Genomic DNA, 24,715 nt, shown 5'->3' with positions numbered 1-24,715 from the left:
CCCTTTCGGTCGTCGCCTTGTCCTCCGACAATGCCGCACATGCCGTGGCGCCGCACCCGTGACATCCACGGGCCTTTCACACGGCCCCAGGGGCCAGGGACTCTCCCTGGTGCGACGGCACCGCCGCCGGACGAGGCTGGGGACGTTCCCGCCGAAGGAGAGCAACCATGACCACCTCACCGATCAGCCCCAAGACCGTCACCATGGACGGGCTCACCATCCGCTACGCCGAGAGCGAGCCGCGCGGCACGCACGCGCTCCTGCTCAGCCCATGGCCTGAGAGCCTGTACGCGTTCGAGCCCGTGTGGGCCGAGCTGACAGCCGGCGTCCACGTGGTCGCCGTCGACCTGCCCGGCTTCGGGGGGTCGCAAGGCCGTCCGGACGCGCTCACCCCGCGTGCCGCCGGTGCGTTCGTGCTGCGACTCCTGGACACGCTTGGGCTGGACAAGGTGCACATCGTCGGGCCGGACGTCGGCACCAGCGCCTCCCTGTTCGCGGCGGCGCAGCGACCGGACCGCTTCCACAGCGTCGTCATCGGCGGTGGAGGCGCGTCGGCCGAGCTCGAGCTCGGCGAGCCGCTCGCGAGCTGGGTGTCGCAGCCCGACATCAGCTGGTACGAGCAGAACGCGCACCAGGTCACGCAGATGACCTTCGACAACATCTTCCCGGCGACGCCTCTCGGGGAGCACGTGCGGCAGGATTACGCCGCATCGTATGCCGGTCGCCGGTTCGCCGAATCGATGCAGTACGTCCGCACCTACCCGACCGAGCTCGAAGCCCTGGAACCGCTGCTTCCGATGATCCGGACGCCGGTCCGGATCATCGCCCCCGCGCGGGACAGGGTCGTCCCGCGCGCCCACGGCGAGTACCTCGCCGCCCGGCTGCCCAACAGCACGCTCGACGTCGTCGACACCGGGCACTTCGCCTGGGAAGAGGCTCCGAAGGCCTACGCGTCCCTGGTTCTCGACTGGTGGGATCGCCACCAGCCCGGCAACGCATCCGAAAGGTGACAACCATGACCAGCACCACGTCTGCGACCGGCACGACCGCCGCCACGCGGCAGGTGGACCTGAAGCTCGAGGCCATCGTGATCCCCGTGTCCGACGTCGACCGCTCGAAGAGGTTCTACCAGGACCTTGGCTGGCGCCTCGACGCCGATTTCGCCTTCGACAACGGCTTCCGCGTCGTCCAGGTGACGCCCCCGGGATCGCCTGCGTCCGTCCAGTTCGGAACCCGGATCACCAACCAGCGGCCCGGCACCGCCGAAGGCATCTACCTGGTCGTCTCCGACATCGCCGCCGCCCGCGACCGGCTCACGGCGCTCGGCACCGACGTCAGCGACGTCTTCCACCCCGAAGCCCCGGGAGCCCAGTTCGGCCAGGTCCCCGACGGCCAGGCCGGCGGGCTCGCGACCGATCGTGCCAGCTACGGCTCCTTCGCGACCTTCCACGACCCGGACGGCAACGCCTACCTGCTCCAGGAGGTCACCACCCGCCTGCCCGGGCGCGTCGAGGGCACCGCCACCTCCTACGCGTCGGTGCACGACCTGACCGCCGCGCTGAAGCGGGCGGCGGCCGCGCACGGCGAGCACGAGGCACGCGACGGCGGCGCGTTCGATGAGAACTGGCCGGAGTGGTACGCGGCCTACCTGGTCGCCGAGCACCACGGCGACGCACTGCCCAGGTGAGGACGCCGTCGCCTTCCTCTGCGGCCTGGCAGGAATTCCTGGGCGCCCCCGGCACGGTATGCCGCCCGGGCTGCTGATCCCTACAATCGAGGCGTGGCAGCAGCGCCGGTCCTGCGAGGACGCCAACGCGAGCGTGAACGGCTGGACCAGGCGCTGCGGCGCGTCCGGGGCGGCGAAAGCGCGGCGCTCATCCTGCGCGGCGAGGCCGGCGCGGGCAAGACCACCCTGCTGCATTACCTCGAAGGCCAGGCCACCCGGTGCCGGATCGCGCGGGTGACCGGCGTCGAATCCGAGCTGGAGCTGCCGTTCGCCGCCCTCCAGCAGCTCTGCGCCCCCATGCTCGCCTCGGCCGGCGCGCTCCCGGAACCCCAGCAGCACGCACTGAAGGTGACGTTCGGGCACGCCGCCGGAGCGGCACCCGACAAGCTCGTCCTCGGCTTGGCGGTGCTCGGCCTGCTCGCCGAAGCCGCCGCGGAGCAACCGCTCGTCTGTCTCGTCGACGACGCCCAGTGGCTCGATGTGGCCACCAGGCAGGTGCTCGGGTTCGTCGCGCGGCGGCTGCTCGGCGAATCGGTGCTGCTGCTCTTCGCCGTACGGGAACCGAGCTCCGACACTCTGCTGGCCGGCCTCCCGTCCCTGGCCGTCGACGGTTTGGACGACGCGGACGCCCGTGAGCTTCTGGCCGCGGCGAATCCGGGACGGCTCGACGCTCGCGTGCTGGAGCGCATCGTGGCCGAGACCCGCGGTAACCCTTTGGCCCTGCTGGAGCTGTCCCGCACCGGCCGGGCCGAGCTCCTCGGCGGGTTCGCCCTCCCCGCGGTCGGCGCCGACGCCCTGCAGGAGCGGTACGAGCGACGCGTCCGCGCCCTGCCCGAACCCACCCGGAGGCTGCTCCTGCTGGCCGCGGCCGATCCCACCGGCGACGCCACCCTGCTCTGGCGGGCCGCTCAGGGCATGGGCCTCAGCCCGCAGACGGCGGCCCCGGCGGAGGAGGCACAGCTCGTCGAGATCGGCCGCAGCGTACTCTTCCGGCATCCGCTCATGCGCTCGGCCGCCTATGCCGCAGGCAGAATCGAGGAGCGCCGTACCGTCCACCGTGCGCTCGCCGACGCCCTGGACGCCGTAAACGACCGGCAACGCCGGGCGTGGCACCTGGCCTGCGCCGCAGAGGGGCCCGATGACCGGCTCGCCGCAGAACTCGCCGACGTCGCGCAGAACGCGGAGTCGCGCGGCGGGGTCGCCACCGCGGCGGCGCTTCTGCGGCGTTCCGCCGAGCTGACCACCGACCCCGGGCTCCAGGTCGAGCGCACGCTGTCCGCGGCTCAGGCCAGCCTCGACGCCGGCGCGTTCGCGTCGGCGCTCACCCTGCTCGCCCGGGCCGAGGGACTGCCCGCCGACGCCCTGCAAGGCGCCAGGGTCGACTTGATTCGCGGACGCACCGACCGCGCAGCCCGCTCAGGCAGGGAGGCGCCGACGGCACTGCTGCGGGCCGCCCGGCGGCTCGAACCCCTGGACGGCCGGCTCGCCCGGCACACCTACCTCGACGCATGGAGCGCGGCCCTCGTCGCCGGCGGGCTCGCCCACCCCGGCGGCGACCTGTCCGCCGTCTGCGCCGCCGCCCGCCAGGCGCCACCACCGACCGAAGCCGCGAGCGCCGCCGATCACCTGCTGGACGGCCTGGCGGCGCTCATCATCGATGGGACCTCGGCGGGTCGCCCGCTGCTGCGCGAGGCGGTCACCGGATTTCTCGACCACGACGTGCCGGATACCCTGTGGCTGCACTGCGGCGTGCTGGTCGCCAACGCGGCGCTGTCGTTGTGGGACTACGACCGCTGGGAGGCGGCCAACGCCCGGCACGTCGAGCTGGCCCGCGCCGGCGGCGCGCTCGCGCCGCTCGCCAACGCGCTCAACGTGCGCCGGGTCATCGCGCTGTGGCGCGGCGACGTGGACCACGCCCGGGAGCTGGGCCTGGAGGAGTCGACCGTCAAGCAGGTCACCGGCACGCGCCGGGTGTCCTACGGCGACCTGTTCCTGCTCGCCTACCAGGGGCACGCGGCCGAGGCGCTGCCCCTCATCGCGGAGGCGGCCGGCGAGGCCACCGAGCGTGGGGAGGGGCTCGGCCTGTACTTCACCGACCGGGCCACCGCGCTGCTGCACTTGGGGCTCGGGCACTACGCCGAGGCAATGGCCGCCGCCGTACGAGCTGCGGCCGGAAACCTCGGCCCGTTCACCGCTCAGGCCCTGCCCGATCTGGTCGAGGCCGCGGTGCGCAGCGGTGCGAGCGCGATCGCTGAAGGCGCGCTCGCACGTCTCGTGACGTACACGGCGGGTTCGGACCAGGAGTGGGCGAGCGGTCTGGAAGCGCGTTCGCGGGCGCTCGTCAGCCGCGGAGAGGCGGCCGACCGGTTCTACGCCGAGGCCGTCGAGCGGCTCGGCCGTACGCGGCTGAGGTTCGAACTGGCCAGGACCCGGCTGCTGTACGGGGAGTGGCTGCGCCGCGAACGCCGCCGCTCGGACGCACGCGCCCAGTTGAAGCAGGCGTTCGAGGAGTTCGCCGGGATGGGCGCCGACGGCTTCGCCGAACGGGCCAGACACGAGCTGCTGGCGACTGGCGAGAAGGTCCGCAAACGCACCGCCGACACCGTCGACGACCTCACCCCGCAGGAGGAGCACATCGCTCGCCTGGCCAAGGGCGGTCGCACCAACGCGGAGATCGGCGCCGAGCTGTATCTCAGCGCCCGCACCGTCGAGTGGCATCTGCGCAAGGTCTTCGCCAAGCTCGGCGTCACCTCCCGAAAGGAACTCCGGGACACCCCGATCCACTCGCCCAGCCGCACACGCTGACGCGGCGACCCGCCGAAGGGGGTCGCTCGTCCCCGGGGCGAATGACGCCATGTTCCAGGCGTCGACGAGCAGCCACTGTCAGCGCCGTGCCGCCTTCGTCGCAGTCACGGCGGACATGACCCGCTCCACGACCTCGTGTTTCTCGCCCACGGGCGCCGCGTACTCGATCGCGGCCCGGGCGGCACTCTCGCCGACCGCATGCAGCAGCGCCCATGCCGCAAGGTAGACCGATGCCAGGCATCCACCTGCGGTCGCGATCGAGCCCTCAGCGTGATTCGGCGTCGGGGACAGCACGGTTGACCCATCCATGGCGTTCGGCGAGGTCGGCGCCGAAGTCCGACGAGGTCAGGGTGGTGGCCGCGGTGGGCCTGCTGCTGGCGCAGGCCCGCTCAGGGCCGGAACTTAACGACCTTCGACCGGCTGACCGGCTAGTTCGCTCGACAACCCCGGATAACGATCGACCGGATGTGATCAGTCGAGCGGGGCGTAGCCGAGGATGTGGTCGCGAAGCAGGGCTCCCACGTCGGGGTCCCCGCGTTCGAACGCCGCCACGAGCGGCTCGTGGTCGGCGGCGTTCTCGCAAGGCCGCATCCGGAACAGCCGTATCGACAGGTGCGTCCACACCTCGATGCCGAGCGACTCCCACATCGCCAGGAGCACGTCGTTGCCCGAGGCTTCGACGATCTCGCGGTGGAACGCGACGCCGTGGTGTACCTGGTCGGCCACGGAGGCGGCGGCCGCGGCCTGCTGCAGGCCGGCGAGATGGACCCGCAGCGCCTCGACGGGCGGGTGACGCAGCCGCACGGCCGTCTCCTCCAGACCCGCCCGCACCTCGTAGATCTCGCGCAGGTCGGCCGCGGTGAGCCGGCGGATCCGCGCGCCCCTGTGCGGCGACGACTCGATGAGCCGGAGCGCCTCCAGCTCGCGCAGCGCCTCGCGCACCGGAGCCTGGCTGACGCCCAGCTCCGTCGCCATGCGCCGTTCCACCACGCGGTCACCGGGCCCCCACCGGCCGCTGATCAGGCCGTCGAGCACGGCCTGCCGAATCTGATCACGAAGCGAGAGTCGCATGACAGGTTTCACAGTCCCATGATGACGGATGGAAACATCCTACGATCGATCATAGGGTGTTTAATGGTCGCATGGAGAAGGACATTGACCCGCAGGAGACCGCGGAATGGCTGGAATCGCTGGAGGCGGTCCGCCGGGCGGCAGGCCCTGAACGGGCCGAATACCTGCTGAAGCGGCTGGCCACGAGCAGCCGGTACATTAACACCGTGCCGACGTCGGAGGAGCCCGGCTACCCCGGTGACCTCGAGCTGGAGGAGCGGATCGCGGCCTACGACCGGTGGAACGCGGCGGCGATGATCACCAGGGGCAGCCGGCTCGGCCTCGGTGGCCATCTGGCCACCTATGCCTCGGCAGCCTGGCTGTACGAGGTCGGGTTCAACCACTTCTTCCACGGCGGTCATGACCAGGTCTACTTCCAGGGCCACGCGTCCCCGGGCATCTACGCCCGCGCGTTCCTGGAGGGACGGCTGACCGAGGGCCGGCTCGACCTGTTCCGGCGCGAGCCCGAGGGCGGGCTGCCGTCGTACCCGCACCCGCGGAGCATGCGCGGGTTCTGGCAGTTCCCCACGGTGTCCATGGGCCTCGGGCCACTCAACGCGATCTACCAGGCCAGGTTCAACCGCTACCTGCACAACCGCGGCATCAAGGACACCTCGCTCAGCCACGTATGGGCCTTCCTCGGCGACGGCGAGATGGACGAGCCGGAGTCCACGGCGGCCATCACCCTGGCCGCCCGCGAAGGGCTGGACAACCTGACCTTCGTGATCAACTGCAACCTGCAGCGGCTCGACGGGCCGGTACGCGGCAACACCCGCATCGTGCAGGAGCTCGAAGGCGTCTTCAGGGGCGCGGGCTGGCACGTCGTCAAGGCGCTGTGGGGCGCCGAATGGGACGGGCTGCTCGGTTCGGACGAGCTGGTGTCCCGGCTGGGCGAGATGCCGGACGGGCAGTTCCAGACCTTCGCCACCTCGACCGGGGCCTACATCAGGCAACATCTGTTCCACGGGCTGAACGTGCCGTACTCCGATGAGGACCTGCGGCGCATCGTCGGCGGCTCGCGGGCCGGCCACGAGCCGCGCAAGGTGCACGCCGCCTACCGCCGGGCCCTCGACCACCGCGGCGCGCCGACGGTGATCCTCGTGCAGACCGTCAAGGGGTGGACGCTCGGGGGCGGCGTGGAGGCGCGCAACGCCAACCACCAGATGAAGAAACTCACCCAGGACGAGTTCCGGGCGCTGCGCGACCGGCTCGGGCTGCCGGTGCCGGACGAGGCACTCGACGCGGACCTGCCGCCGTACCTGCACCCCGGGCCCGACTCGCCCGAGGTCCGCTACGTGGCCGAGCGCCGCCGTGCCCTGGGCGGGCCCATCCCCAGCCGAACCGTCTCCCACCAGCCGCTGCCGGCGCCGGCCGAGCGGCCGTTCCAGTCCCTGGAGAAGGGGTCCAAGCAGCCGGTGGCCACCACGATGGCCTTCGTCCGCCTGGTCAAGGACCTCATGAAGGAGCCGGAGACCGGGCGCCGCTGGGTGCCCATCGTGCCCGACGAGGCCAGGACCTTCGGCATGGAGTCGCTGTTCCCCACCGCCAAGATCTACTCTCCGCTGGGCCAGCGTTACGAGTCGGTCGACCGGGATCTGCTGCTGTCCTACCAGGAGGCGGTCGACGGCCAGCTCCTGATCGAGGGCATCACCGAGGCGGGATCGATGGCGTCGTTCACGGCCGCCGCCTCCAGCTACGCCACCCACGGCGAGGCCATGATCCCGTTCTACATCTTCTACTCGATGTTCGGCTGGCAGCGGACCGGCGACCAGATGTGGGCGCTGGCCGACCAGCTCGGCCGCGGATTCCTGATCGGCGCCACCGCAGGACGGACCACGATGACCGGCGAAGGGCTGCAGCATGCCGACGGGCACTCCCAGCTGCTCGCCTCCGCCAACCCCGCGTGTCTGGCCTACGACCCCGCCTTCGGCTACGAGGTCGCGGAGATCGTGCGCGAAGGGCTCCGGCGCATGTACGGGCCCGACGGCGAGGACGTCTTCTACTACCTCACCCTCTACAACGAGCCGCTTCCCCAGCCCGCGATGCCCGAGGGCGTGCGCGAGGGCATCCTCAAGGGCATCTACCGCTACTCCTCCGGCGGTGGCCAGGCCCATCTGCTCGCCAGCGGCACCGCGATCCACTGGGCACTGGCCGCGCAGCGGCTGCTCCAGGAGGAGCACGGCGTGGGAGTCGACGTCTGGTCGGTCACCTCGTGGAGCGAACTGCGCCGCGACGCGATGACCTCCACCGGAGTGCCCTACCTCCGGCAGGCCCTGGCCGGGACCGAGGGCCCGGTGATCGCGGTCAGCGACTGGATGCGCGCCGTACCGGATCAGATCAGCCCGTGGATCGACCGGCCGTGGACCTCCCTCGGCACCGACGGGTTCGGCCTCTCCGGCACCCGGGAGTCCGTACGCGAGCACTTCGGCGTCGACCCACGTTCGATCGCCGACGCCGTACTCAAGTCAGTCAAGGAGACCGGCCGGAGATGACCGGCCTGCGGTCCGGTGGGTCGCGCCGGGGTCCCGGCCGCTGACGCCCACCATGCACGCCGGGCCGGGCATCCGCTCGTCCCGGCGGACCATCGGGTCATCGCGACCTCGTGCACGATCCCGCTGGAGCGCACCCGTATCCTCGACGACCCGCATCGTCACGGCGCGTTCCATGATCAGACCGGCGGCGGTGGCCGGTTTGACGATCGCCTCCCGCAACTCCTGCCGGTTCATCGGCCCGACCAGCACGGTCGCACCGTGCAGGGCCTCGGTCAGGGCGGGGTGTTCGGCGCAGCGGCCGGCCGAACACCGCGGCGAAGGGCCGCCGCCCCAGCAGCCCGGTCACCTGACCGGCCTGACCCGGCACGCCGCCACCTATACCCCGGCCGACCCCGCCCTGGCCTCCCGCCCGATCCACGCCGTCGCCGCCCGCTGGGGATTCACCAACAATGCGCACTTCAGCGGCCTTTTCCGCGCCACCTATGACACCTCCCCAGTTGACTACCACCACCACACCCACCACGGGGCGTGGCAGAAACCGGCAACAACTGGGCGGAAAACGGCAATGACTCCCTGACCATCGTCGGTCACTATTGGGGGCAAGGTTATTGGGTGTCGCCGGACAGGGGTGAGTTCCCGGCGTGCGCCTGACCGTATGTTCAGCACGATTTCGAGGGGGCCGGCTCAGAGCATTTCGTATAAGCGCTTATGGTTATCCGATTTGGTCGTTGCCCTCGTGCTGATCGTCCTGGCCACGGGGATCGGTATTCGGGAAGACATGCCGCCTGATGCTACTGCGACGCCGCCGGGTTGACGGGAGCGGTCGGTCGAAGGGGGTGACCTTCTGTGAGTAAAGGACTGCAAGGGGGCGGAGAGATCATCGCGCCATCGGGGGACCACGACGGGCGCCGGAGAAGGCCACATGGCGTAATTGGCAAATATCGCCGAAACACATAGCCGACCGGGGAGAACGCCCTCTCGGATTCTTCAGGGTCGGCTTTGAGGCGATACAGGCTTTCGACGGCTGAAAGTCGATATGGAGCGAACTCTTCCAGCGGGATTTACACCAATTTCCGGACGAGGCGGTCTGTCCGGTTAAATGAAACCGTCCAGGACAGAGAAGTATTCCCGTTGGAATCGGTTCGGCGAAAAGGCGCCGTCGACGTCATTGTGTTTCCGTGTTTCGTCAATTAGGGTCGCCGTCGTCGCATCCGATTTCACCGGATTTACCAAGTCGTCCTTACGGGCGTCGCCTTGATCCATTGTTTTCCTGCTCATCATCTGGTTGCGACTCTCTTCGGACGGCCGCTCCGTGCCCGGAGAAATATCTCGACACCTCCGCACGGCATGTCAGGCGTCACGCGAATCCGCCTCAATCAAAGCTGCGTATTTAGTACTGGGGGATAATTGACCAAGGTCGCGATAGTCGATGGATACTCCACGGGAAGTGTCCTGGGGCGGACACTGTACGAGCGTGCGGCGCATCTTGTGCATGTGCAGAGCGCCGACCACGTTCCCGACTACTTTCGACGCGCATTCCGGCCCGGCGACTATCGTGCCGATCTCGGCTACGTGGCCGACCTGGAGACGCTGATCGGCGGGCTTGCTGGGATCGGCGTCGACCAGGTGGTCGCGGGCACCGAGTCGGGAGTGATCCTCGCGGACACGCTCAACCACCGCCTCGGCACCCCGAGCAACTCGCCGCACCTCGTCACGGCGCGTCGGGACAAGTCGCTCATGGCGCAGGCGGTGGCCGCGGCGGGGCTGGCCACACCCCGCGGGCAGGTCTTCGACACCGTGGCGCAGGCGGTGGCCTGGTACACGGCCTCGCCGTTCGACGAGGCCGTGGTCAAGCCGATCGACAGCGCAGGTACCGACAACGTGTGGTTCTGCGCGGGCGCCGAACAGGTCCGCCTCGCCTGCGAGAGGGTCCTGGGCGGTCAGAACCTGTACGGCAAGAGCAACACCCAGGTGCTCGTGCAGGAACGGGTGCGGGGCACCGAGGTGTACGCCAACACGGTGTCGCACGAAGGCGTGCACCGAGTGGCGGAGATGTGGCGCTACATCAAGCGGGCCGGGCCGACCGGCACGCCGGTCTACGACTACGAGGAGCCCGTCGACGTCGGATCGGCGGAGGCGGAGGGGATCCGCAGGTTCGTCTTCGCCGTGCTCGATGCGCTCGGCATCCGGTCCTCGGCCGCCCACACCGAGATCATGCTTACCGAACGCGGGCCGGTGTTGATCGAGACGGGCGCCCGGCTCGGCGGCGTGACCATGCCCGACGTGGTGGAGAAGTTCTCCGGTGTGTCGCAGACCGCGCTGCTGGCCGACACCCTCCTCGACCGTGCCTCCCTGGCCGCCTTCGACGATCGGAAGGTTCGCTGGGCGGCTACGGTGCGCAACGTCGCACTGATCAACTCCACCGCGACGATCGTTCACTCGACCGACTGGATATCCCGGATAGCGGAACTGCCCAGCTGTGTCGCCGTCGCGGCGAACCCGGTCGTCGGTGCGGAAATGTTCCGGACGGTCGACTTGATCAGCTCTCCCGGCTTTGTCTATCTCGCGTCGGAAGATTCACGGGAAGTGGATCGCGACTATCGCAAACTACGCCAACTTGAACAATTCGGACTTTACTCTCAGTGAGCAGCGCTGAGATGGGGAACTCAGAAAGGCAGACATGAAATTTGAGACACCATCCCTGGAGCTGAAGTACGGTAGCGGGAGCGAGGCGTCCGAGGACGGCCGTGTACGGCTCGCGGCGGGCAGGACCAGCGGTCTCCCTCTGCCGACCTTCAACGAGATCGCGGGCAAGTACCCGGTTTTCGCGAACGCGCTGTCGGTGTACGCCGCGGGGTCGGTTGTGCAGGGCTGGGGCCACGCGAACAGCGACCTCGACCTCTACGTCGTCACGGAGGAGCCCGTCGTCGTGGGCGACGAGCTGGAGTCGTTCGTCCGGCACGTCTCCACGGAAGACCCGGTGATCCGCATCGTGCTCGGTGAGTTCGGCGCCTTCCGCGCCGACATCGAGGTGTGGCGCGCCGAGCAGATCGACGAGGTCATCGCCCGATTCGACTGCGGCACCCCGAGCCAGGAAACCCCCGAGCTGGACAAGGCCGAGCAGGACATGCTCTACCGGCTCGCCTCCGGCTCCCCGCTGCAGGGCGAGTCGTGGTGGCGGTCGCGACGCGCGGCGATCGACGAGTCGGGTTACGGCCTGTGGCTGGCGGAGAACCGCAAGCTGATCGCGGAGACCTTCCTCGAGGACGTCGCGGGTCTGCTGATCTCGGGCGACCACGAGACCGCGTTGCTCGCGGCGCACGAGGCGTTCACCGGCGCCGTCGAGGCGGTGCTGGCGGCATCCGGCGACTACTCGATCAACCGCAAGTGGCTCTACCGCAGGCTGCTCGCCTTCCCGCTGCCCGAGATCACGGTCGACGAGGCCTGGGCCATGCTGACCATGCGCGGCGCGCACGAGGACACGGCCGGCTGGGCTGAGCGCACCGCGCGCACCACACAGCGTCTGCTGCTCGCGGTGGAGGCCAAGGGACTGTGATCGACGACAACTGGCGCCCGCGGCGCACCATCGGCACCTTCACCCGCCGGTCGGAGACCGGGATCCTTATCGAGACCTACCACGATGGATATCAGGTCAATGAGGCGGGCGCGTTCATCTGGTCCATGGTCGGCGGCGAGCACTCCGTCGCCGACATCACCGCCCAGCTGGCGGGACGGTACGAACTCGACGCCGGCTACGCGCACACGGTGCTCGTCGACTTCCTGACCGAACTGCGCGACCGCGGCTTCATCAGCAAGGACTGAGAAGCAGCCCGCCCGGGCGCTCTTCGCGGTCACGGGGGGCGCCCGCCCGGTTCGTACACATTCCTAAGGAATCCACATGGTTACGTTGTTTCGTCGTGCGCTGGGGGCGGTCGGTTGGTGGGATGTGCTACGCGATGGCGGGCCTGCCCGCCTGCTCGCGATCAACGCGCTGGTCGACGCCTCGGGTGTCGGACTCACGGCGATCTGCCTGCCGTTCTACGCGATCACCGTCGCGGGTGTGAGCATGGGCGATCTCGCGCTGGTGCTGTCGGTGGCGGGCTTCTGCGAACTCCTCGCGGCTGTGCCGAACGGGGCGCTCGCCTCCCGGGTTACCGTGCGGACGTTCACGATCGGCGCGAAGCTCGTGCAGGCGGGGGCCTGTGTTCTTCTAGGACTTTCGTACGGCTTCACCGGACTCCTGATCGGCGCCGCTGTCGCCGGTCTGGCCAGGGCCGGCGGCAACGGGCTCAACCAGAGCCTGACCGTCGCCGTACTCGGCGAGTCGGAGCGGGCGGGCGCGCTCGGCGCGATTCGTGCACTGCGCAACATCGGCTACATGCTGGCGGGTTCGGCCGGCTCGATACTGCTCGCCGTCGGCAGCCCGGCCGTGCTCACCGCCGCGCTGCTGGCCAACGCGGTGTCCTTCGTCGTCAGCGCGTGGTGCGTGAGCCGGGTCCGGCCCAGGCGACCGCCGGAGATCCCGGACCGTGTCGACTTCTCGGTGCTGCGGGACTGGGAGTATCTGGGACTGATCATCTCGGCGGCGGTGTTCGGCAGCAGTCTCATCGTCCTCGACGTGGCCTTGCCGCTGTGGGTGCTCGCGCACGGGAACATTCCGCGGCCGATGACCGCCGTCGTCGTGGTCGTGAACACGGTGCTGGTGATCCTGCTGCAGTACCGCGTGTCCAAGGGCATCGACACCCTACGGCAGGCCACCCGGTCGATAGGGCGCAGCGCAGCGGCCTTCGCCGCGATGGCCGCGATCCTCGCGCTGACCCCGATGGTGTCCTCGCCGGTCGCGGTGGTGTCGCTGCTGTTTGTCGCGCTGGCCTTGACCTTCGGAGAGCTGCTCGAGTCGCCGTCCTGGTGGACGATCTCCTACCGCCTTGCCCCGGCCGAACGCAAGAACGAGTACCTCGCGGCGTTCGATCTGAGCTGGGCGATGGTGGCGATCGCGGGGCCCGCGGGCGCGGCGGTACTGGTCTCCCAAGGTTCCGCGGGATGGATCGGATACGCGGTGCTGCTGGTCGGCGCCGCGCTGTCGGGCACGTGGCTGGCCGTTCGCCGAGCACGGCGCATGAACGTCGCACCGGAAGACGTGGACCAGTAGTAACCCACCATTTTTGCCGTTAACCGATGGTTCTTCGGGGCTGTCCCGATCGGATTGGGGGACAACGTCATGAACATCCGCGACGACATCGCGGCCAGGTACGCTCACGCGGTCGAGGTGTCACGAGAGGACCTGCCCACGACCACCCACGCCATGCACACGATGGGATCCGCGGTCGATTCGTACGCCGCGCAACGAGTTCCCGGCAGGTTGCTCGACAACCTCGCGCGCATCGGGGGCAGCATCGAGATCCACGCGATCATGCCTGGGCACATGCCCGTGGTGATGCCCGACGGGAAACTCCTCAACCGAGGGCACAGGTTCGGCACGGACAAGCACTACAACGTGGTGCGCCCGCAGGTTTTCCGCAGGCCCGACGACGGCGGCCGGCGGATCGTGATGGCCGTGCCGCCCGGCACGGACTATTTGCTGCACTACGCCAGTCTCGTCGCGCACTACCTGCGGTCGCAGGGGCACCCGTCGTGCGTACTGCGGCGGGTGGTCCGCTACCCGGACGCCGAGGATTCCATCGCGGACTGGACCGGGCTCGGCAAGCTGATCGAGCCCGGTGACCGTGTACTGATGGGGTACGTCCGCGAACTGGTGCAGCGCATGGTCGACGACGGGGCGACGGTGCTGGACAAGGCCGGTAACGACTTCTACGGGACGGTCACGGTCGCGCTGCCCGGCGGACAGCGAGTGCGGGCGCTGGGAGTGCGATACAGCTTCTGGGGCTGCATCTCCGGCAGACTCGCGGTGGCCTGCCAGCGCGCGGGGGCGGCCGAGGTCGTCTACGCGGGAAAACTGGGCACGCTCACCGCGCCCGAAGACATCTACCACAAAGTCTTCCTGCCATCGAGCTACCTCAACTACGGCCACCCCGAGCCGTGGCTGAGCACCGCGCAGGCGCCTGTCAACGGTTTGCTGGTCCGGTATCCGGAGCTGGATTCGGGTGTCCACATGTCGGTCGGCACGGTGCTGGAGGAGGACATCGAACAGCGCCGCTACGCCGAGGCGTTCAACACCACGTCGATCGACAACGAGATCGCGCAGATGGCGCGCGCCCTCACGGCGGACCCCGGATCACACCGCGCCGCGTTCTCCGCACTGCATTTCGCCACCGACTACTTGCTCCGCCAAGGCGAACGCGAGCACCGAACCGTCTTCAACCTGACCAACCACCGGACCAGGCGGGCGCTGCAGGGCAAACGCGTCATGCTCAACCGTGTCGCGGCGCTGCTGCAGCGCTATTACACGTACGAGCCGGTTTTCGACACGACATCAGCCGCCACGCCGTCACCCGTCATGTCGGACGACCGCGCAGTCTCAACGATCATTCACTGAGAGGACGACCGATGACTGTCCATGTGGAGTTCGACGACTCCAAGATCTCGCGGCTCGGGATCGGTTGCAGCAACTTCGGCAAGCGCTGCGACGCCGACGCCGCCGCCGACGTCGTGCGCACCGCGCTCGACATGGGCGTCAACTTCTTCGACGTCGCCGACGTCTACGGCAACGGCACCGCGGAGTCGCTGCTCGCCCGCGGCCTCGGCGGCCGTCGCGACGAGGCGATCATCGCCACGAAGTTCGGGCACGCCACCAAGGAGCCGCGCGAGCCGCACGAGCGGGGCGGCCACCCGCGCAACGTCATCGCTTCCGCCGAGGCGAGCCTCCGGGCGCTCAGGACCGACTACATCGACCTCTACCAAATCCACGAGCCGGACCCGACGGTCCCGATCGCGGAGACCCTGGGCGCGCTGCGGACCCTCGTCGAGCAGGGCAAGGTCCGGTGGGCCGGGTGCAGCAACTTCTCCCTGGACCAGCTCACCGAGGCGACGGACGCGGCCGACGGGCTGGGATTCGAGGGTTTCCGCACCGTCCAGAACGAGTACAGCCTGCTGGTCCGTGACGCCGAGAACGACGTCCTGCCGTACTGCCGCGACAACGGCATGGGGTTCATCCCATACTTCCCGCTGGCCAGCGGCGTGCTCACCGGTAAGTACCGCAAGGATCAGCGAGTCCCCTCGGGCACCCGGGTGGCGCGGATGAAGCCGGACAAGCTGTTCCGGTTCTTCACCCCGGCGGCGTTGGACCTGGTGGAGAAGCTGGCAGAGTTCGGCGCCGAGCACTCCCACGACGTCCTGGTGCTGGCCTTCGGGCTGCACATGGCCGAGCCCGCGGTCCTCAGTGTGATCGCCGGAGCGATGTCCGGCGATCAGGTGCGCACCAACGCCGCCGCGGTCGAGGCCGCGGCGAAGCTCGACGACGACGCGGTGGCCTTCGTGCGAGGACTTCCTTGGTAGCGGGCAGGTTCGTCTCCGTCGAAGGCATCGACGCTTCGGGCAAGTCGACCCTGGCGTCCCGGCTCGTGGAGAGCCTGGCCCGCGACGGCCGGCCCGCCCGCCTGCTCGACCGCGCGACGGTGATCGGGATGCTCGACGGATACCCTGCCCGCCACATGTCGGACCTGTGCGAGCTGATCTGGGGCTACCCCAAGGGCGCGCGTACCTCGGAGCTGGGGTTCGACCACTGGACGCACCTGCTCGCCGCGTGGTTCCACGCCGTCGACGGGCTGGTCATCCGGCCCGCCGTCGCCGACGGCGCCGTGCTGGTGGCCGACTCGTGGCTGTTCAAGTTCACGGCCCGGTTCGCGCTCACCGTCGGACTGCCCGACGCCGAGCGCGTCTTCGACGGGATCGTCCAGCCTGACCGCGTCGTGTGGCTCGACGTCGCGCCCGAGATCTGCGCCGGGCGCCGGAGCGAGTTCCGGACCACCGAACTCGGCGAGTGGCAGGGTTTCGACGAGCGGAACCGGGCGTTCATCACCTACCAGGGCCGTGTGCGCGAGGTTTACGAGCGGCTTGCCGACGCGCACTCCTGGCACCGGATCGACGCCGTCCGGCAGACGGACGTGCTGGCCGCGGCGCTGGCCGCCGTCGCCGACCCGACGCCGACAACCGTAGAGAGGAAAAAGGGTGAGTGACAGAACGGCCCATGGCGCGATCGACGACGTCCTGCGGGCCGCGTTGAAGATCGACTGGACCGATGCCGGGGCGGCGTACAGAATCTCCGGCGGGATCTTCGACGCTCTGGAGGGCGGCGGCGACCTGCTCGCCACGCGCATCCGGGAGGTCATCGCCCGGCGCGGCGCGGGCGGCGACTGCGAGAGCTACGAGCAGATGGACAAGCTCGTGCTGTGGCAGAGCGAGGACCGTTCGCTGCGGCTGCGGTTGCACGTGTTCCATCCCGGCTTCTTCGACCGGCCGCACAACCACCGCTGGAGCTTCGTCTCCCGAATTCTCACCGGGGGATACCTGCACTCGCTGTACGGCTCCGAGGAGACTGTCGCCGAGCAGGCCCGCGCGGGTCACGCTCCCCTGAGCCGGTTCGTGCGCCAGGAGACTCCGGGAACCCAGTACTTCCTGGAGCATTCCCTGGTCCACTCGCTGAGCGCCGACCGCGTGTCGGTGTCGCTGCTGCTTCGCGGACCTTCCGTGAAGGACGACTACTTCACCTGGAGCGCCGCGGCGGGCAGGCTTGTACAGAGCCGGGGTGCCGCGCAGGAGAACACCGCCGACCGGGCCGCCAAGACAATGCCGGACGCGCGGTTCGACCAGGTCCTGGACGTACTGGTGCGGGAAGGAATCGTCTGATGGCCTCCGAGACTGAGCGTGAGTTCCCGCTGTGGGAGGCGTGGGGGCCGCCCGCCACGGCGGCGACGCCGATCCGGCGGGAGGACGCGCTGATCGGTGAGAAGAGGCGCCGGGTCACCGATTCGCCCGGCTGCCGCGACCAGGATCATGCCGTCCACGGTGTGCCGGAGCCGGGCGCGTGACCGGGCCCGAGATCGCTGCGGCCGTTGCCCGCGCGGGTGTCGAGCTGCGGCCGCGGATCGTCGACCTCAACGTGCTGCGACTGGAGATCGCCACCAACATCGCCGACTTCGCCGCCTACTCCGCCTTCACCCGCTTCGCGCCGGAGGGCACCGGAAGCGACTACCGGCTCACATGCGTCGACCTCGACAGCGATCCGCGCGCGGAGGCGATACTGGCCCCATTGGCCGACGACACCTTCAGGGCCGCGCGCTTCCGCACAGGCTTCTACCTCACCTCGTACTTCGGGCCGCCCGCGCACCTGATCACCCGTGGCCGCGAGTTCTTCGCCGCCGGGCGGCAGCTGGAGCGCACGGTCTGGACCTACTTCGTCAAACACATTCTGACGATCTTCTCCGCCGACACGTCGACGCTGCACCTCAAGGCAGCCGGATTCGCCGACCCGTCCGGCTCCGCGACGCTACTGTTCGGCCGCGGCGGCGCGGGTAAGACGGTTTTCCTCGCCTCGGCGTGTCAGGCGGGCATGTCGTTCCTGACCAATACCCATGTCATCCTCGACGGTCATCGCGCGTCGGGCATCCCGTCCGCGATCCGGGTGCGCGATGACGCCAGTTTCGGTGAGCTGATCCGGGCAGGTGGGTTGGCTCCGCACTTGGAGCAGGGCGAGTTCCAGGCCAATCCCACAACGCTCTTCGCGCACAGCGTCGACGAGGCGACGGTGCGCAACCTGTGTGTCGTCGACTACCGGCCCGACCGCCCCGCCGGCATCCACCCGATCGACCCGGAACGCTGCTATGACTTCCTTGAGCAGTTCGCGTTCGCGGTCAGCGCCTATGGGCTCAAAGACGACCTGCTGGCGTTCTGCGGCGGTGACTTCGACCGCTACACCGAGATCTACGCGGCCATGAAGGAGCGGTTGCGGGTGTTGGTGACGCAGTGCCTGCTGTGGCGGGTGAACGTGGACATGCTCGACCCCACCGCACGCCGGGAAGTGCTCGACACGCTCACGGCCGGTGCCAGAGCCGGCGCTGCCAGAATGGAGTCATGATGAACGCTGCTGTGATCGGGCTCGGCGCGATGGGCAGCCGCATCGCCGAACGGCTCGCCCGTACCGGTCATGACATCGTGGTCTGGTCACGGAGTTCGACCGTCGAGATTCCCGGCGCGCGCCTGGCGTCATCCCCCGCGGACGCGGCGCGCGGCGCCGACGTCGTGATCACGATGGTCTCCGACGGCGAGGCGCTGCGCGCGGTGACATCAGGGCCGGACGGGATGTACGCGGGCGTCGGAGCGGGCACCACCGTCATCCAGATGTCCACCGTGGACGCTGAGACGACACGGTGGCTGAGCCGGTCGTTGCCCGCCGGGACGCTGATGCTCGACGCCCCGGTGCTGGGCAGCGTCGCCGAGGCCACCGCAGGCGAACTCGTACTGCTGGTGAGTGGTGAGGACGATGTCGTCGCCGACTGCGAACCGGTACTGCGGGCGTTGGGTACGGTACACCGGGTCGGCGGCATCGGCACGGGTACTGCGGCAAAACTGGTCGCCAACAGTGCGTTGTTCGGCGTCATCGGAGTCCTCGGTGAATGTCTTGTCCTGGCTCGCTCGCTGGGTCTGTCCGACGACGCGGCGTTCGAGGTCATGGACCACACGCCGTTGGCCGCGCAGGCACGGCGTAGGCGACCCGCGATCGCCGACGGTGAGTACACCCCGAGATTCGCCCTCGACATGGCACTCAAGGACGCTGGACTCGTCGCGTTGGCGGCGCAGGCGTACGGGATCGACCTGCGGCTGGCTGAGGCGATGCGCACATGGTTGTCCGACGCGTCGGACAAGGGTCTCGGTGACCGCGACTACACCGCCGTGCTCGCTCACATCGGGGTCGATCGCCCGAAGTGATCATCGTTGCCTCTTCAAGGTCGGCAGGGATCAGCGATCCGTTGCTGGACAATGTCATCCAAATCACCGATGCGCCCGATGTGTCGGTGGGGGAACTGCTCACCCTCGGATTCACATCCTTCTGCGGATCACCCTGCACTCTGGGCCGGAGGGTGACGCGAGGCGCCTCATGAGCGCGGTCATGAGGTGTGGGCCCGTTCGTGCAGGGACGCCTTGGGGATCTCGCCGGTCGCGTCGCGGGGCAGCTCATTCACGGTTCTGATGTCGGTCGGCACTGGACACCCGTCAGGTGGGGTGCCCAGTGCCGGGTGGGGTCACCGGGTGAGGGTGAGCACCGAGACGCTGTGGGAGCCGGTGTTGGTGACGTACAGGAAGGAGCCGCCGGGGCCGGAGGCGGTCCAGCGGGGGTCGTCGCCGACGGCGACCTCGCCCAGGACGGTGTTGGTGCGGGTGTCGAAGACGCTGACGGTGTCGGAGCCGGAGTTGGCGACGTAGGCGATGCGGTTGCCGGAGTACAGGGCCAGGCCGCGCGGGTTGGCGCCGACGGTGATGGTCGCGGTGACGGCGTTGCGGCGGGCGTCGATGACCGAGACGGTGCCGCCGATGGTGTTGCTGACGTAGACGGTGCGGCCGTCCGGGGTGACCAAAACGCCGCGGGGTTCGTCGCCGACGGCGATGGTGGCGGTGACGGTGTGGGTGGCGGTGTCGACGACCGAGACGGTGTCGGAGTCGGAGTTGGCGACGTAGGCGAAGCGGCCGTCGGAGGTGAAGGCGATGCCCCGGGGGGACAGGCCGACCGGGATGGTGGCGGTGACGGTGTGGGTGGCGGTGTCGAGGACGGTGACCGCTCCGGAGCCGGTGCTGCTGACGTAGGCGAAGCGGCCGTCGGGGGCGACCGCCACCCAGCGGGGGGCGTCGCCGACGGGGATGGTCTTGACGACCGCGCGGCGCGCGGTGTCGATGACGGACACCTCATCGGAGTCGCGGTTGGCGATGTAGGCGAAGGCGCCGTGGCGGACGAAGCCGACGCCGTAGGGGAAGGCGCCGACCGGGATGGTGTCGATCACGGTACGGCGGCGCACGTCGATGACCGAGACGGTGTTGGATCCGGCGTTGGCGACGTATGCCAGGCGCCAGCCGGGGGTGAAGGCGACCGCGCGGGGGTTGAGGCCGACGTCGATGGTGGCCAGCACCACGGGGTGCGGTGATCCGGGGTGGGTTTCGGCCTGGCCGTCGGCCGCCGTGCCGGACAGCAGGGCCGCCGGTGCGGTGGGCGCGGCGACCGCAGCGGCCGGTACACCGACAGTGACCAGTGCGGCGCAGGCCAGAACGGGTGGCAGAAGGCGTCGGACGATGCTCTGGCGGGGACCGGGACGGTCAGGCGACATGGGTGAGGTGACCTTTCGACAGGAGGGGAGGTTGCCGGGCCGGTCGTAGAGGACGAGGCGACCGGCCCGGCGGGCCCGCCGAGCCAGAGGGAAGCACGCATGCCCGGGGGCGGGGAGCCGGCACCGACGCTTCGGTGATCGGTGCGGCGGGAGAGCGGTCAGGGGAGCGGCGAGGGCGCAGGGCAGGGGTGCGGGTCAGGGGAGCGGTGAGGGCATGGGGCGGGGGTACAGGTCGGGGGAGCGGCGAGGGCGTAGGTCAGGCGGGGGCGCCGGGAGCCGTCGCGGCCGGCGGGGACAGCGGTTCGGCGCGGGCGCGGCTGCGCGCCAGGGCGTAGGCGGCGGCGCTGACGTACAGCGCGATCGGCAGCACGTAGTCGCCGTCACGCTCGACGAACTGGAACCAGTCCTGGCCGACCAGCGGGCGCAGCAGTTCGGTGCCGAGTTTCCAGACCAGGACGAACAGCAGCAGCGGCCGCCACGGTTTGACCAGGATCGCCAGGCCGAGCAGGATCTCGAAACCGCCGACCAGAACCATCAGATTGGCCGAGTCCACGGTGGTCTTGCCGAGGCCGAAGAAGGCGAAGAAGTCATACCAGTAGCGCTTGTGCTCGAAGGCGCCGAAGCCGCCGTGGCCGATCAGCAGCAGGGCCAGGCCGCCGCGCATGGCCCAGTGGACGGCCACCAGGGTGCGGTCGGAGATGGCGGCGGGCTCGTCGACGCGCTGCAGCCAGCGGCGCAGTGACCAGCCGCCCCAGCCCGCCATGATCAGCAGCGCTAGCGGCATGCCGTAGTTGCCGCCGCGCTCGAGGAACTCCCACCAGCCCTCGCCGACGGTGGGGCGCAGCAGGGCGGTGAAGACGCCCCACACGGTGGTGTGCAGCAGCAGGATGCGGGCGGGCCAGAACAGGACGAGCAGCCCGACGGTGATGTCGACGGCGCCGGTGACGTACATCAGGTAGTCCAGGGCGACGTCGGGGGAGATGCCGAACAAGTCGTAGTAGGGCAGCCAGGCCCGTGAGCGGCTCAGACCCGCCCAGCCGTGCCCGATGAACTCGATGCCCACTCCGATGCGCAGCAGCCAGTAGAGCTTGGTGGTGACCGAGGCCTCGGCGATGGTTCCGCGCAGGGATTTCCGGTCGTGGGAGGAGATGGTTTGGCTCATCACGGACGCCCCAATCTTGGGCAGTGGGGGTGATATCCGAAAAATAGGCTTAAGTGATGAACAAGGAAAGAGGGAAAGGGGGCATATTTTTTGACGGCGCGCCGGGTATTTCAAATAAGGACATACTTGAGGCGCCTCTGAGCTGCGACTCTCGCCGATGTATCAATATGTCGCCGGGCGGAGTCGAATGTTCGCTGAATCGCCTGCGCCGACGGCTTTGCGGTACGGCAAAATAGGCGGGAGCCTTGTTTTCGGCCTCATCTTTCGCGAATAAGGGAAATAAGAATCCTTTCCGTCGTTCATGTCGCCGGGGCATATGGGGCTGCCGCCGGTCGCCGGTGGCCGAGGCCGCCGTGTCGCGAGCGCCGTAGGGGGTTTCGGGTTTGGCGGCCTCATGAGGGGGCGGCGGGCGAAGCGAGGGGGGTGGAAGGGGGCGCGGTGATCACGTGTGGCGTTGACTCATGGAAACACCTCAGCCAGCATTGACTCAATGGACATTGAGGGAAATGTGGCGCCGGAGCGCGTCGCCCTGCACCAGGCCCTCGCCGACCCGGCCAGGCTGGCGATCGTCGACGCCCTGGCCGTCGGCGACCTGTCGCCGGGGGAGCTGGGCCACGCTCTGGACCTGCCGTCCAACCTGCTGGCCCACCACCTGCGTGTGCTGGCACAGGTGGGTCTCATCACCCGCGGGCGTTCCCACGCCGACCGCCGCCGCGTCTACATCCGGCTGATCCCCTCGGCACTGGAGGCCCTGAGCCGGCGCCGGGTCGTCACGGCGCCGCGGGTGGTGTTCGTGTGCACCCGCAACGCCGCCCGCTCCCCGCTGGCCGCAGCGCTGTGGACATCGCGCAGCGCCGTCCCGGTCACCTCCGCGGGCACCCGTCCCGGTCCCGGCCTCAACCCCCGCGTGCTCAGCACCGCCCGTCGTCACGGGCTGAGCCTGGAGCGGCGTGGCACCGCCGACGTCCGCGACGTGCTCACCCCTCACGACCTGGTCGTCGCCGTCTGCGACAACGCCTACGAGGAACTCGCCCCCGGGCTGCGGCAGGTGCACTGGTCGATCCCCGACCCCGGCCCCGTCGACACCGACGAGATCTTCGAAGAGGTCCTGGCCCTGCTCGCCGAGCGCGTCGACCGGCTGGCCGCCCTGACCGGCCTACCCACGACGGACCCCGGACCTACCGGATCGGCCACCTCGGCCCCGTCGTGAGCGCCGCCCGCGAGGAGATCGGCACTGCCCGCCGCCGGAGGCCGGCGCGTAGCGCGCGGGCCAAGGCAGTGGCCTCCCCGGTCTTCCAGGAGTGCAGGTAGAACAGGCGGAGCTGTTCGTACAGCATGTGGTCGTGCAGTTCGACGATGGTCAGGCCGTGGGACCGCAGCGCGTGGATGACGGGGTTGACCTGGTCGGCGGTCATGGCGAAGTCTCCGTTGATCGCTGCCCGTCCACCGCCGAGGGGCTGGAACATCAGCGAGGTGGAGGCGTCAATCGTTTCCACGATAGGCCGCGCGCCGTCGTGTCATGTGAGGCGGGCCGTGAAAGCCCTGCGCAGGCCGTAGGCGACGGCGCCCGCGGCGAGCACCGCGGTGCCGGTGACGACCGAAAAGACCGGCAGGGCGAAGGCGAGGGTCAGACACCCGGCCAGGCCGATGACGGGCACCACCCGCGCGGGGCGGCCCTCGGCCGGGGTGAGGGTCCAGGCGGCGGCGTTGGCGATGGCGTAGTAGACCAGTACGCCGAAGGAGGAGAAACCTATCGCGCCGCGCAGATCCGCGGTGCCGGCCAGGATCGCCACGACCACGCCGACGACCAGCTCGGCGCGGTGCGGGACGTTGAAGCGGGGGTGGACGGCGGCCAGGGCGTGCGGCAGGTGCCGGTCGCGGGCCATGGCCAGCGTGGTGCGGGAGACGCCCAGGATCAGCGCCAGCAGCGAGCCGAGCGCGGCGACCGCGGCACCGGCGCGCACCAGCGGTGCCAGCGCGGGCAGCCCGGCGGCGCGCACGGCGTCGGCCAGCGGCGCGGTGGCCGCGGCGAGACCGGAGGCGCCCAGCACAGCCAGGACCGCGACCGCGACCGCCGCGTACACCACCAGGGTGAGGCCGAGCGCGAGCGGGATCGCACGCGGGATGGTGCGGGCGGGGTCGCGGACCTCCTCTCCCAGCGTGGCGATGCGGGCGTACCCGGCGAAGGCGAAGAACAGCAGTCCCGCCGCCTGCAGCACCCCGGCGGCGGTGGCGTCGGAGGTCACATCCAGCCGTGCGGGATCCGCATCGCCGGAGGTGAGGCAGGCGACGACGACCGCGGCGAGTACGGCCATCACCACTGTGACGATCCCCCTGGTCAGCCAGATCGTCTTGTGCATCCCGGTGTAGTTGAGCGCGGTCAGCGCCACCACGGCCGCCACCGCGATCGCGTGCGCCTGCTGCGGCCACACATAGGAGCCGACGGTCAGCGCCATCGCCGCGCACGAGGCGGTCTTGCCGACCACGAACCCCCACCCGGCCAGGTAGCCCCAGAAGTCCCCCAGGCGCTCCCGTCCGTAGACATAGGTGCCGCCCGAGGCGGGATAGCGGGCGGCCAGCCGAGCCGAGGAGGTCGCGTTGCAGTAGGCGACCACCGCCGCAACCGCCAGTCCGAGCAGCAGTCCCGCCCCTGCCGCGGCCGCCGCCGGCGCGAACGCGGCGAAGACACCGGCGCCGATCATCGAGCCCAGCCCGATCACCACCGCGTCCGCCATTCCCAGACGGCGCTGCAGCCGCCCCTGCCCGGCGGGAGCCGGTGTGCCGGTCATCGACGACCTCCAGCAAGTTCGGTTCCCGATATCGGCCAACGATACCGATGTTGAATGGGCAGGGCCCTCACGGGCCGTCCTGGTGGGATATGGCTGGAGTGATGGCGAAATCTCGAGGTGGGCGCGGATCGCCCGCCCGGCGCAGAAACAGGGCGTGTCCCGGGCGGCGCCGTCTCGATGGCGATGAGGAGCCGCACCCCCTCAGCGGGCGAGCCATGTCCTTGTTCTCCTGGCACCCCGGCCGTTCCTGATGTGTCGGAAGACGATATCGGAAGCCGATACAACACCACCTGGCCGGCGGATGAACATTGCGGTTTCTGTACGGCCGGGCACCGGCGACTCCGCGGCGGTGGCGCCGA

The 24,715-nt window shown here is 69.6% G+C and carries 24 protein-coding genes; 17 read left to right on the top strand and 7 right to left on the bottom strand.

The annotated features are described in order from the left end of the window. Positions 1-167 precede the first annotated feature (167 nt). The 3 genes from AB0N02_RS29440 (at position 168) to AB0N02_RS29430 (ending at position 4,531) form a co-directional block, all read left to right on the top strand. Entirely contained in the window at positions 168-1,010 is an 843-nt protein-coding gene (locus AB0N02_RS29440; protein ID WP_363953023.1) for an alpha/beta hydrolase, read from the top strand. 5 nt (positions 1,011-1,015) lie between these two features. Then, complete coding sequence (locus tag AB0N02_RS29435) at positions 1,016-1,687, top strand: VOC family protein (RefSeq protein WP_363953021.1); 672 nt, start codon at positions 1,016-1,018, stop codon at positions 1,685-1,687. A gap of 93 nt (positions 1,688-1,780) precedes the next feature. Beyond that, positions 1,781-4,531 carry a BREX system ATP-binding domain-containing protein gene (locus tag AB0N02_RS29430; protein WP_363953019.1) on the top strand — a complete coding sequence of 917 codons (2,751 nt, stop codon included), beginning with the start codon at positions 1,781-1,783 and terminating at the stop codon, positions 4,529-4,531. 78 nt (positions 4,532-4,609) lie between these two features. Here AB0N02_RS29430 and AB0N02_RS29425 read toward each other — a convergent pair whose 3' ends face one another. Beyond that, entirely contained in the window at positions 4,610-4,825 is a 216-nt protein-coding gene (locus tag AB0N02_RS29425) for a hypothetical protein (RefSeq protein ID WP_363953017.1), read from the bottom strand. Positions 4,826-5,002: 177 nt separating this feature from the next. Next, positions 5,003-5,602, bottom strand: coding sequence for a GntR family transcriptional regulator (locus tag AB0N02_RS29420; protein WP_363953016.1), 600 nt, complete (start codon positions 5,600-5,602; stop codon positions 5,003-5,005). A gap of 71 nt (positions 5,603-5,673) precedes the next feature. Between AB0N02_RS29420 and aceE the strand changes: the two genes are divergently transcribed. Further along, positions 5,674-8,133, top strand: coding sequence for a pyruvate dehydrogenase (acetyl-transferring), homodimeric type (gene aceE / locus AB0N02_RS29415; RefSeq protein WP_363953014.1), 2,460 nt, complete (start codon positions 5,674-5,676; stop codon positions 8,131-8,133). Here aceE and AB0N02_RS29410 read toward each other — a convergent pair. Then, the gene (locus AB0N02_RS29410; protein ID WP_363953012.1) at positions 8,107-8,382 is read right to left on the bottom strand and encodes a hypothetical protein; all 276 of its coding nucleotides are present in this window, start codon (positions 8,380-8,382) and stop codon (positions 8,107-8,109) included. The two genes, aceE and AB0N02_RS29410, sit on opposite strands and share 27 nt — an antisense overlap. Between AB0N02_RS29410 and AB0N02_RS29405 the strand changes: the two genes are divergently transcribed. The 12 genes from AB0N02_RS29405 to AB0N02_RS29350 all read left to right on the top strand — a co-directional run bounded on the left by AB0N02_RS29405 (position 8,306) and on the right by AB0N02_RS29350 (position 19,017). Continuing rightward, the gene (locus AB0N02_RS29405; RefSeq protein ID WP_363953263.1) at positions 8,306-8,710 is read left to right on the top strand and encodes a hypothetical protein; all 405 of its coding nucleotides are present in this window, start codon (positions 8,306-8,308) and stop codon (positions 8,708-8,710) included. The genes AB0N02_RS29410 and AB0N02_RS29405 overlap by 77 nt on opposite strands. Before the next feature lie 830 nt (positions 8,711-9,540). Continuing rightward, on the top strand, positions 9,541-10,779 hold the full coding sequence (locus AB0N02_RS29400; RefSeq protein WP_363953010.1) for an ATP-grasp domain-containing protein: 1,239 nt from the start codon (positions 9,541-9,543) through the stop codon (positions 10,777-10,779). A 34-nt stretch (positions 10,780-10,813) separates the two neighbouring features. Further along, positions 10,814-11,689, top strand: coding sequence for a hypothetical protein (locus AB0N02_RS29395; RefSeq protein ID WP_363953008.1), 876 nt, complete (start codon positions 10,814-10,816; stop codon positions 11,687-11,689). After that, positions 11,686-11,955: a PqqD family protein gene (locus tag AB0N02_RS29390; RefSeq protein ID WP_363953006.1), complete on the top strand. Its 270-nt coding sequence runs from the start codon at positions 11,686-11,688 to the stop codon at positions 11,953-11,955. Before AB0N02_RS29395 ends, AB0N02_RS29390 begins: the two co-directional genes overlap by 4 nt. Before the next feature lie 76 nt (positions 11,956-12,031). After that, complete coding sequence (locus AB0N02_RS29385) at positions 12,032-13,285, top strand: MFS transporter (RefSeq protein WP_363953004.1); 1,254 nt, start codon at positions 12,032-12,034, stop codon at positions 13,283-13,285. A gap of 69 nt (positions 13,286-13,354) precedes the next feature. After that, on the top strand, positions 13,355-14,629 hold the full coding sequence (locus AB0N02_RS29380) for a hypothetical protein (protein WP_363953002.1): 1,275 nt from the start codon (positions 13,355-13,357) through the stop codon (positions 14,627-14,629). Positions 14,630-14,640: 11 nt separating this feature from the next. Continuing rightward, the gene (locus AB0N02_RS29375; protein ID WP_363953000.1) at positions 14,641-15,588 is read left to right on the top strand and encodes an aldo/keto reductase; all 948 of its coding nucleotides are present in this window, start codon (positions 14,641-14,643) and stop codon (positions 15,586-15,588) included. Then, entirely contained in the window at positions 15,582-16,268 is a 687-nt protein-coding gene (locus AB0N02_RS29370) for a hypothetical protein (protein WP_363952998.1), read from the top strand. The genes AB0N02_RS29375 and AB0N02_RS29370 overlap by 7 nt, the downstream gene beginning before the upstream one ends. Beyond that, positions 16,261-16,938: a hypothetical protein gene (locus tag AB0N02_RS29365; protein ID WP_363952996.1), complete on the top strand. Its 678-nt coding sequence runs from the start codon at positions 16,261-16,263 to the stop codon at positions 16,936-16,938. Before AB0N02_RS29370 ends, AB0N02_RS29365 begins: the two co-directional genes overlap by 8 nt. Continuing rightward, positions 16,938-17,120 (top strand): hypothetical protein, encoded by a 183-nt coding sequence (locus tag AB0N02_RS29360; protein WP_363952994.1) that lies wholly within the window; start codon positions 16,938-16,940, stop codon positions 17,118-17,120. The genes AB0N02_RS29365 and AB0N02_RS29360 overlap by 1 nt, the downstream gene beginning before the upstream one ends. Next, positions 17,117-18,166 carry a FomB family phosphonate monophosphate kinase gene (locus AB0N02_RS29355; protein WP_363952992.1) on the top strand — a complete coding sequence of 350 codons (1,050 nt, stop codon included), beginning with the start codon at positions 17,117-17,119 and terminating at the stop codon, positions 18,164-18,166. Before AB0N02_RS29360 ends, AB0N02_RS29355 begins: the two co-directional genes overlap by 4 nt. Then, positions 18,163-19,017 (top strand): NAD(P)-dependent oxidoreductase, encoded by an 855-nt coding sequence (locus AB0N02_RS29350; protein ID WP_363952990.1) that lies wholly within the window; start codon positions 18,163-18,165, stop codon positions 19,015-19,017. Before AB0N02_RS29355 ends, AB0N02_RS29350 begins: the two co-directional genes overlap by 4 nt. Before the next feature lie 314 nt (positions 19,018-19,331). Here the strand turns inward: AB0N02_RS29350 and AB0N02_RS29345 are convergent, their stop codons facing one another. Further along, positions 19,332-20,405: a beta-propeller fold lactonase family protein gene (locus AB0N02_RS29345; RefSeq protein ID WP_363952988.1), complete on the bottom strand. Its 1,074-nt coding sequence runs from the start codon at positions 20,403-20,405 to the stop codon at positions 19,332-19,334. Positions 20,406-20,661: 256 nt separating this feature from the next. Then, complete coding sequence (locus AB0N02_RS29340; protein ID WP_363952986.1) at positions 20,662-21,567, bottom strand: hypothetical protein; 906 nt, start codon at positions 21,565-21,567, stop codon at positions 20,662-20,664. A gap of 490 nt (positions 21,568-22,057) precedes the next feature. Between AB0N02_RS29340 and AB0N02_RS29335 the strand changes: the two genes are divergently transcribed. Further along, positions 22,058-22,777 (top strand): helix-turn-helix domain-containing protein, encoded by a 720-nt coding sequence (locus tag AB0N02_RS29335; RefSeq protein WP_363952984.1) that lies wholly within the window; start codon positions 22,058-22,060, stop codon positions 22,775-22,777. On the opposite strand, the gene AB0N02_RS29330 is transcribed toward AB0N02_RS29335, so the two are convergent. Both AB0N02_RS29330 and AB0N02_RS29325 read right to left on the bottom strand, forming a co-directional pair. Continuing rightward, the gene (locus AB0N02_RS29330) at positions 22,746-23,063 is read right to left on the bottom strand and encodes a DUF1259 domain-containing protein (protein ID WP_363952982.1); all 318 of its coding nucleotides are present in this window, start codon (positions 23,061-23,063) and stop codon (positions 22,746-22,748) included. The two genes, AB0N02_RS29335 and AB0N02_RS29330, sit on opposite strands and share 32 nt — an antisense overlap. Before the next feature lie 21 nt (positions 23,064-23,084). Beyond that, entirely contained in the window at positions 23,085-24,356 is a 1,272-nt protein-coding gene (locus tag AB0N02_RS29325; protein ID WP_363952980.1) for an APC family permease, read from the bottom strand. Positions 24,357-24,715 lie beyond the last annotated feature (359 nt).

The organism is Streptosporangium sp. NPDC051022, from assembly GCF_040683035.1.
In the GTDB taxonomy this organism is placed as follows: domain Bacteria; phylum Actinomycetota; class Actinomycetes; order Streptosporangiales; family Streptosporangiaceae; genus Streptosporangium.
Note: the sequence above shows the minus strand (reverse complement) of the source record. Positions and strands in the feature narration are given on the sequence as shown.

Bases quoted from the DNA above. Each gene is read 5' to 3' on its own strand.
- AB0N02_RS29440 (WP_363953023.1), top strand. From the start codon at position 168: ATGACCACCTCACCGATCAGCCCCAAGACCGTCACCATGGACGGGCTC.
- AB0N02_RS29435 (WP_363953021.1), top strand. From the start codon at position 1,016: ATGACCAGCACCACGTCTGCGACCGGCACGACCGCCGCCACGCGGCAG.
- AB0N02_RS29420 (WP_363953016.1), bottom strand. From the start codon at position 5,602: ATGCGACTCTCGCTTCGTGATCAGATTCGGCAGGCCGTGCTCGACGGC.
- aceE (WP_363953014.1), top strand. From the start codon at position 5,674: ATGGAGAAGGACATTGACCCGCAGGAGACCGCGGAATGGCTGGAATCG.
- AB0N02_RS29405 (WP_363953263.1), top strand. From the start codon at position 8,306: ATGATCAGACCGGCGGCGGTGGCCGGTTTGACGATCGCCTCCCGCAAC.
- AB0N02_RS29395 (WP_363953008.1), top strand. From the start codon at position 10,814: ATGAAATTTGAGACACCATCCCTGGAGCTGAAGTACGGTAGCGGGAGC.
- AB0N02_RS29385 (WP_363953004.1), top strand. From the start codon at position 12,032: ATGGTTACGTTGTTTCGTCGTGCGCTGGGGGCGGTCGGTTGGTGGGAT.
- AB0N02_RS29380 (WP_363953002.1), top strand. From the start codon at position 13,355: ATGAACATCCGCGACGACATCGCGGCCAGGTACGCTCACGCGGTCGAG.
- AB0N02_RS29375 (WP_363953000.1), top strand. From the start codon at position 14,641: ATGACTGTCCATGTGGAGTTCGACGACTCCAAGATCTCGCGGCTCGGG.
- AB0N02_RS29360 (WP_363952994.1), top strand. From the start codon at position 16,938: ATGGCCTCCGAGACTGAGCGTGAGTTCCCGCTGTGGGAGGCGTGGGGG.
- AB0N02_RS29350 (WP_363952990.1), top strand. From the start codon at position 18,163: ATGATGAACGCTGCTGTGATCGGGCTCGGCGCGATGGGCAGCCGCATC.
- AB0N02_RS29345 (WP_363952988.1), bottom strand. From the start codon at position 20,405: ATGTCGCCTGACCGTCCCGGTCCCCGCCAGAGCATCGTCCGACGCCTT.
- AB0N02_RS29340 (WP_363952986.1), bottom strand. From the start codon at position 21,567: ATGAGCCAAACCATCTCCTCCCACGACCGGAAATCCCTGCGCGGAACC.
- AB0N02_RS29335 (WP_363952984.1), top strand. From the start codon at position 22,058: ATGGACATTGAGGGAAATGTGGCGCCGGAGCGCGTCGCCCTGCACCAG.
- AB0N02_RS29325 (WP_363952980.1), bottom strand. From the start codon at position 24,356: ATGACCGGCACACCGGCTCCCGCCGGGCAGGGGCGGCTGCAGCGCCGT.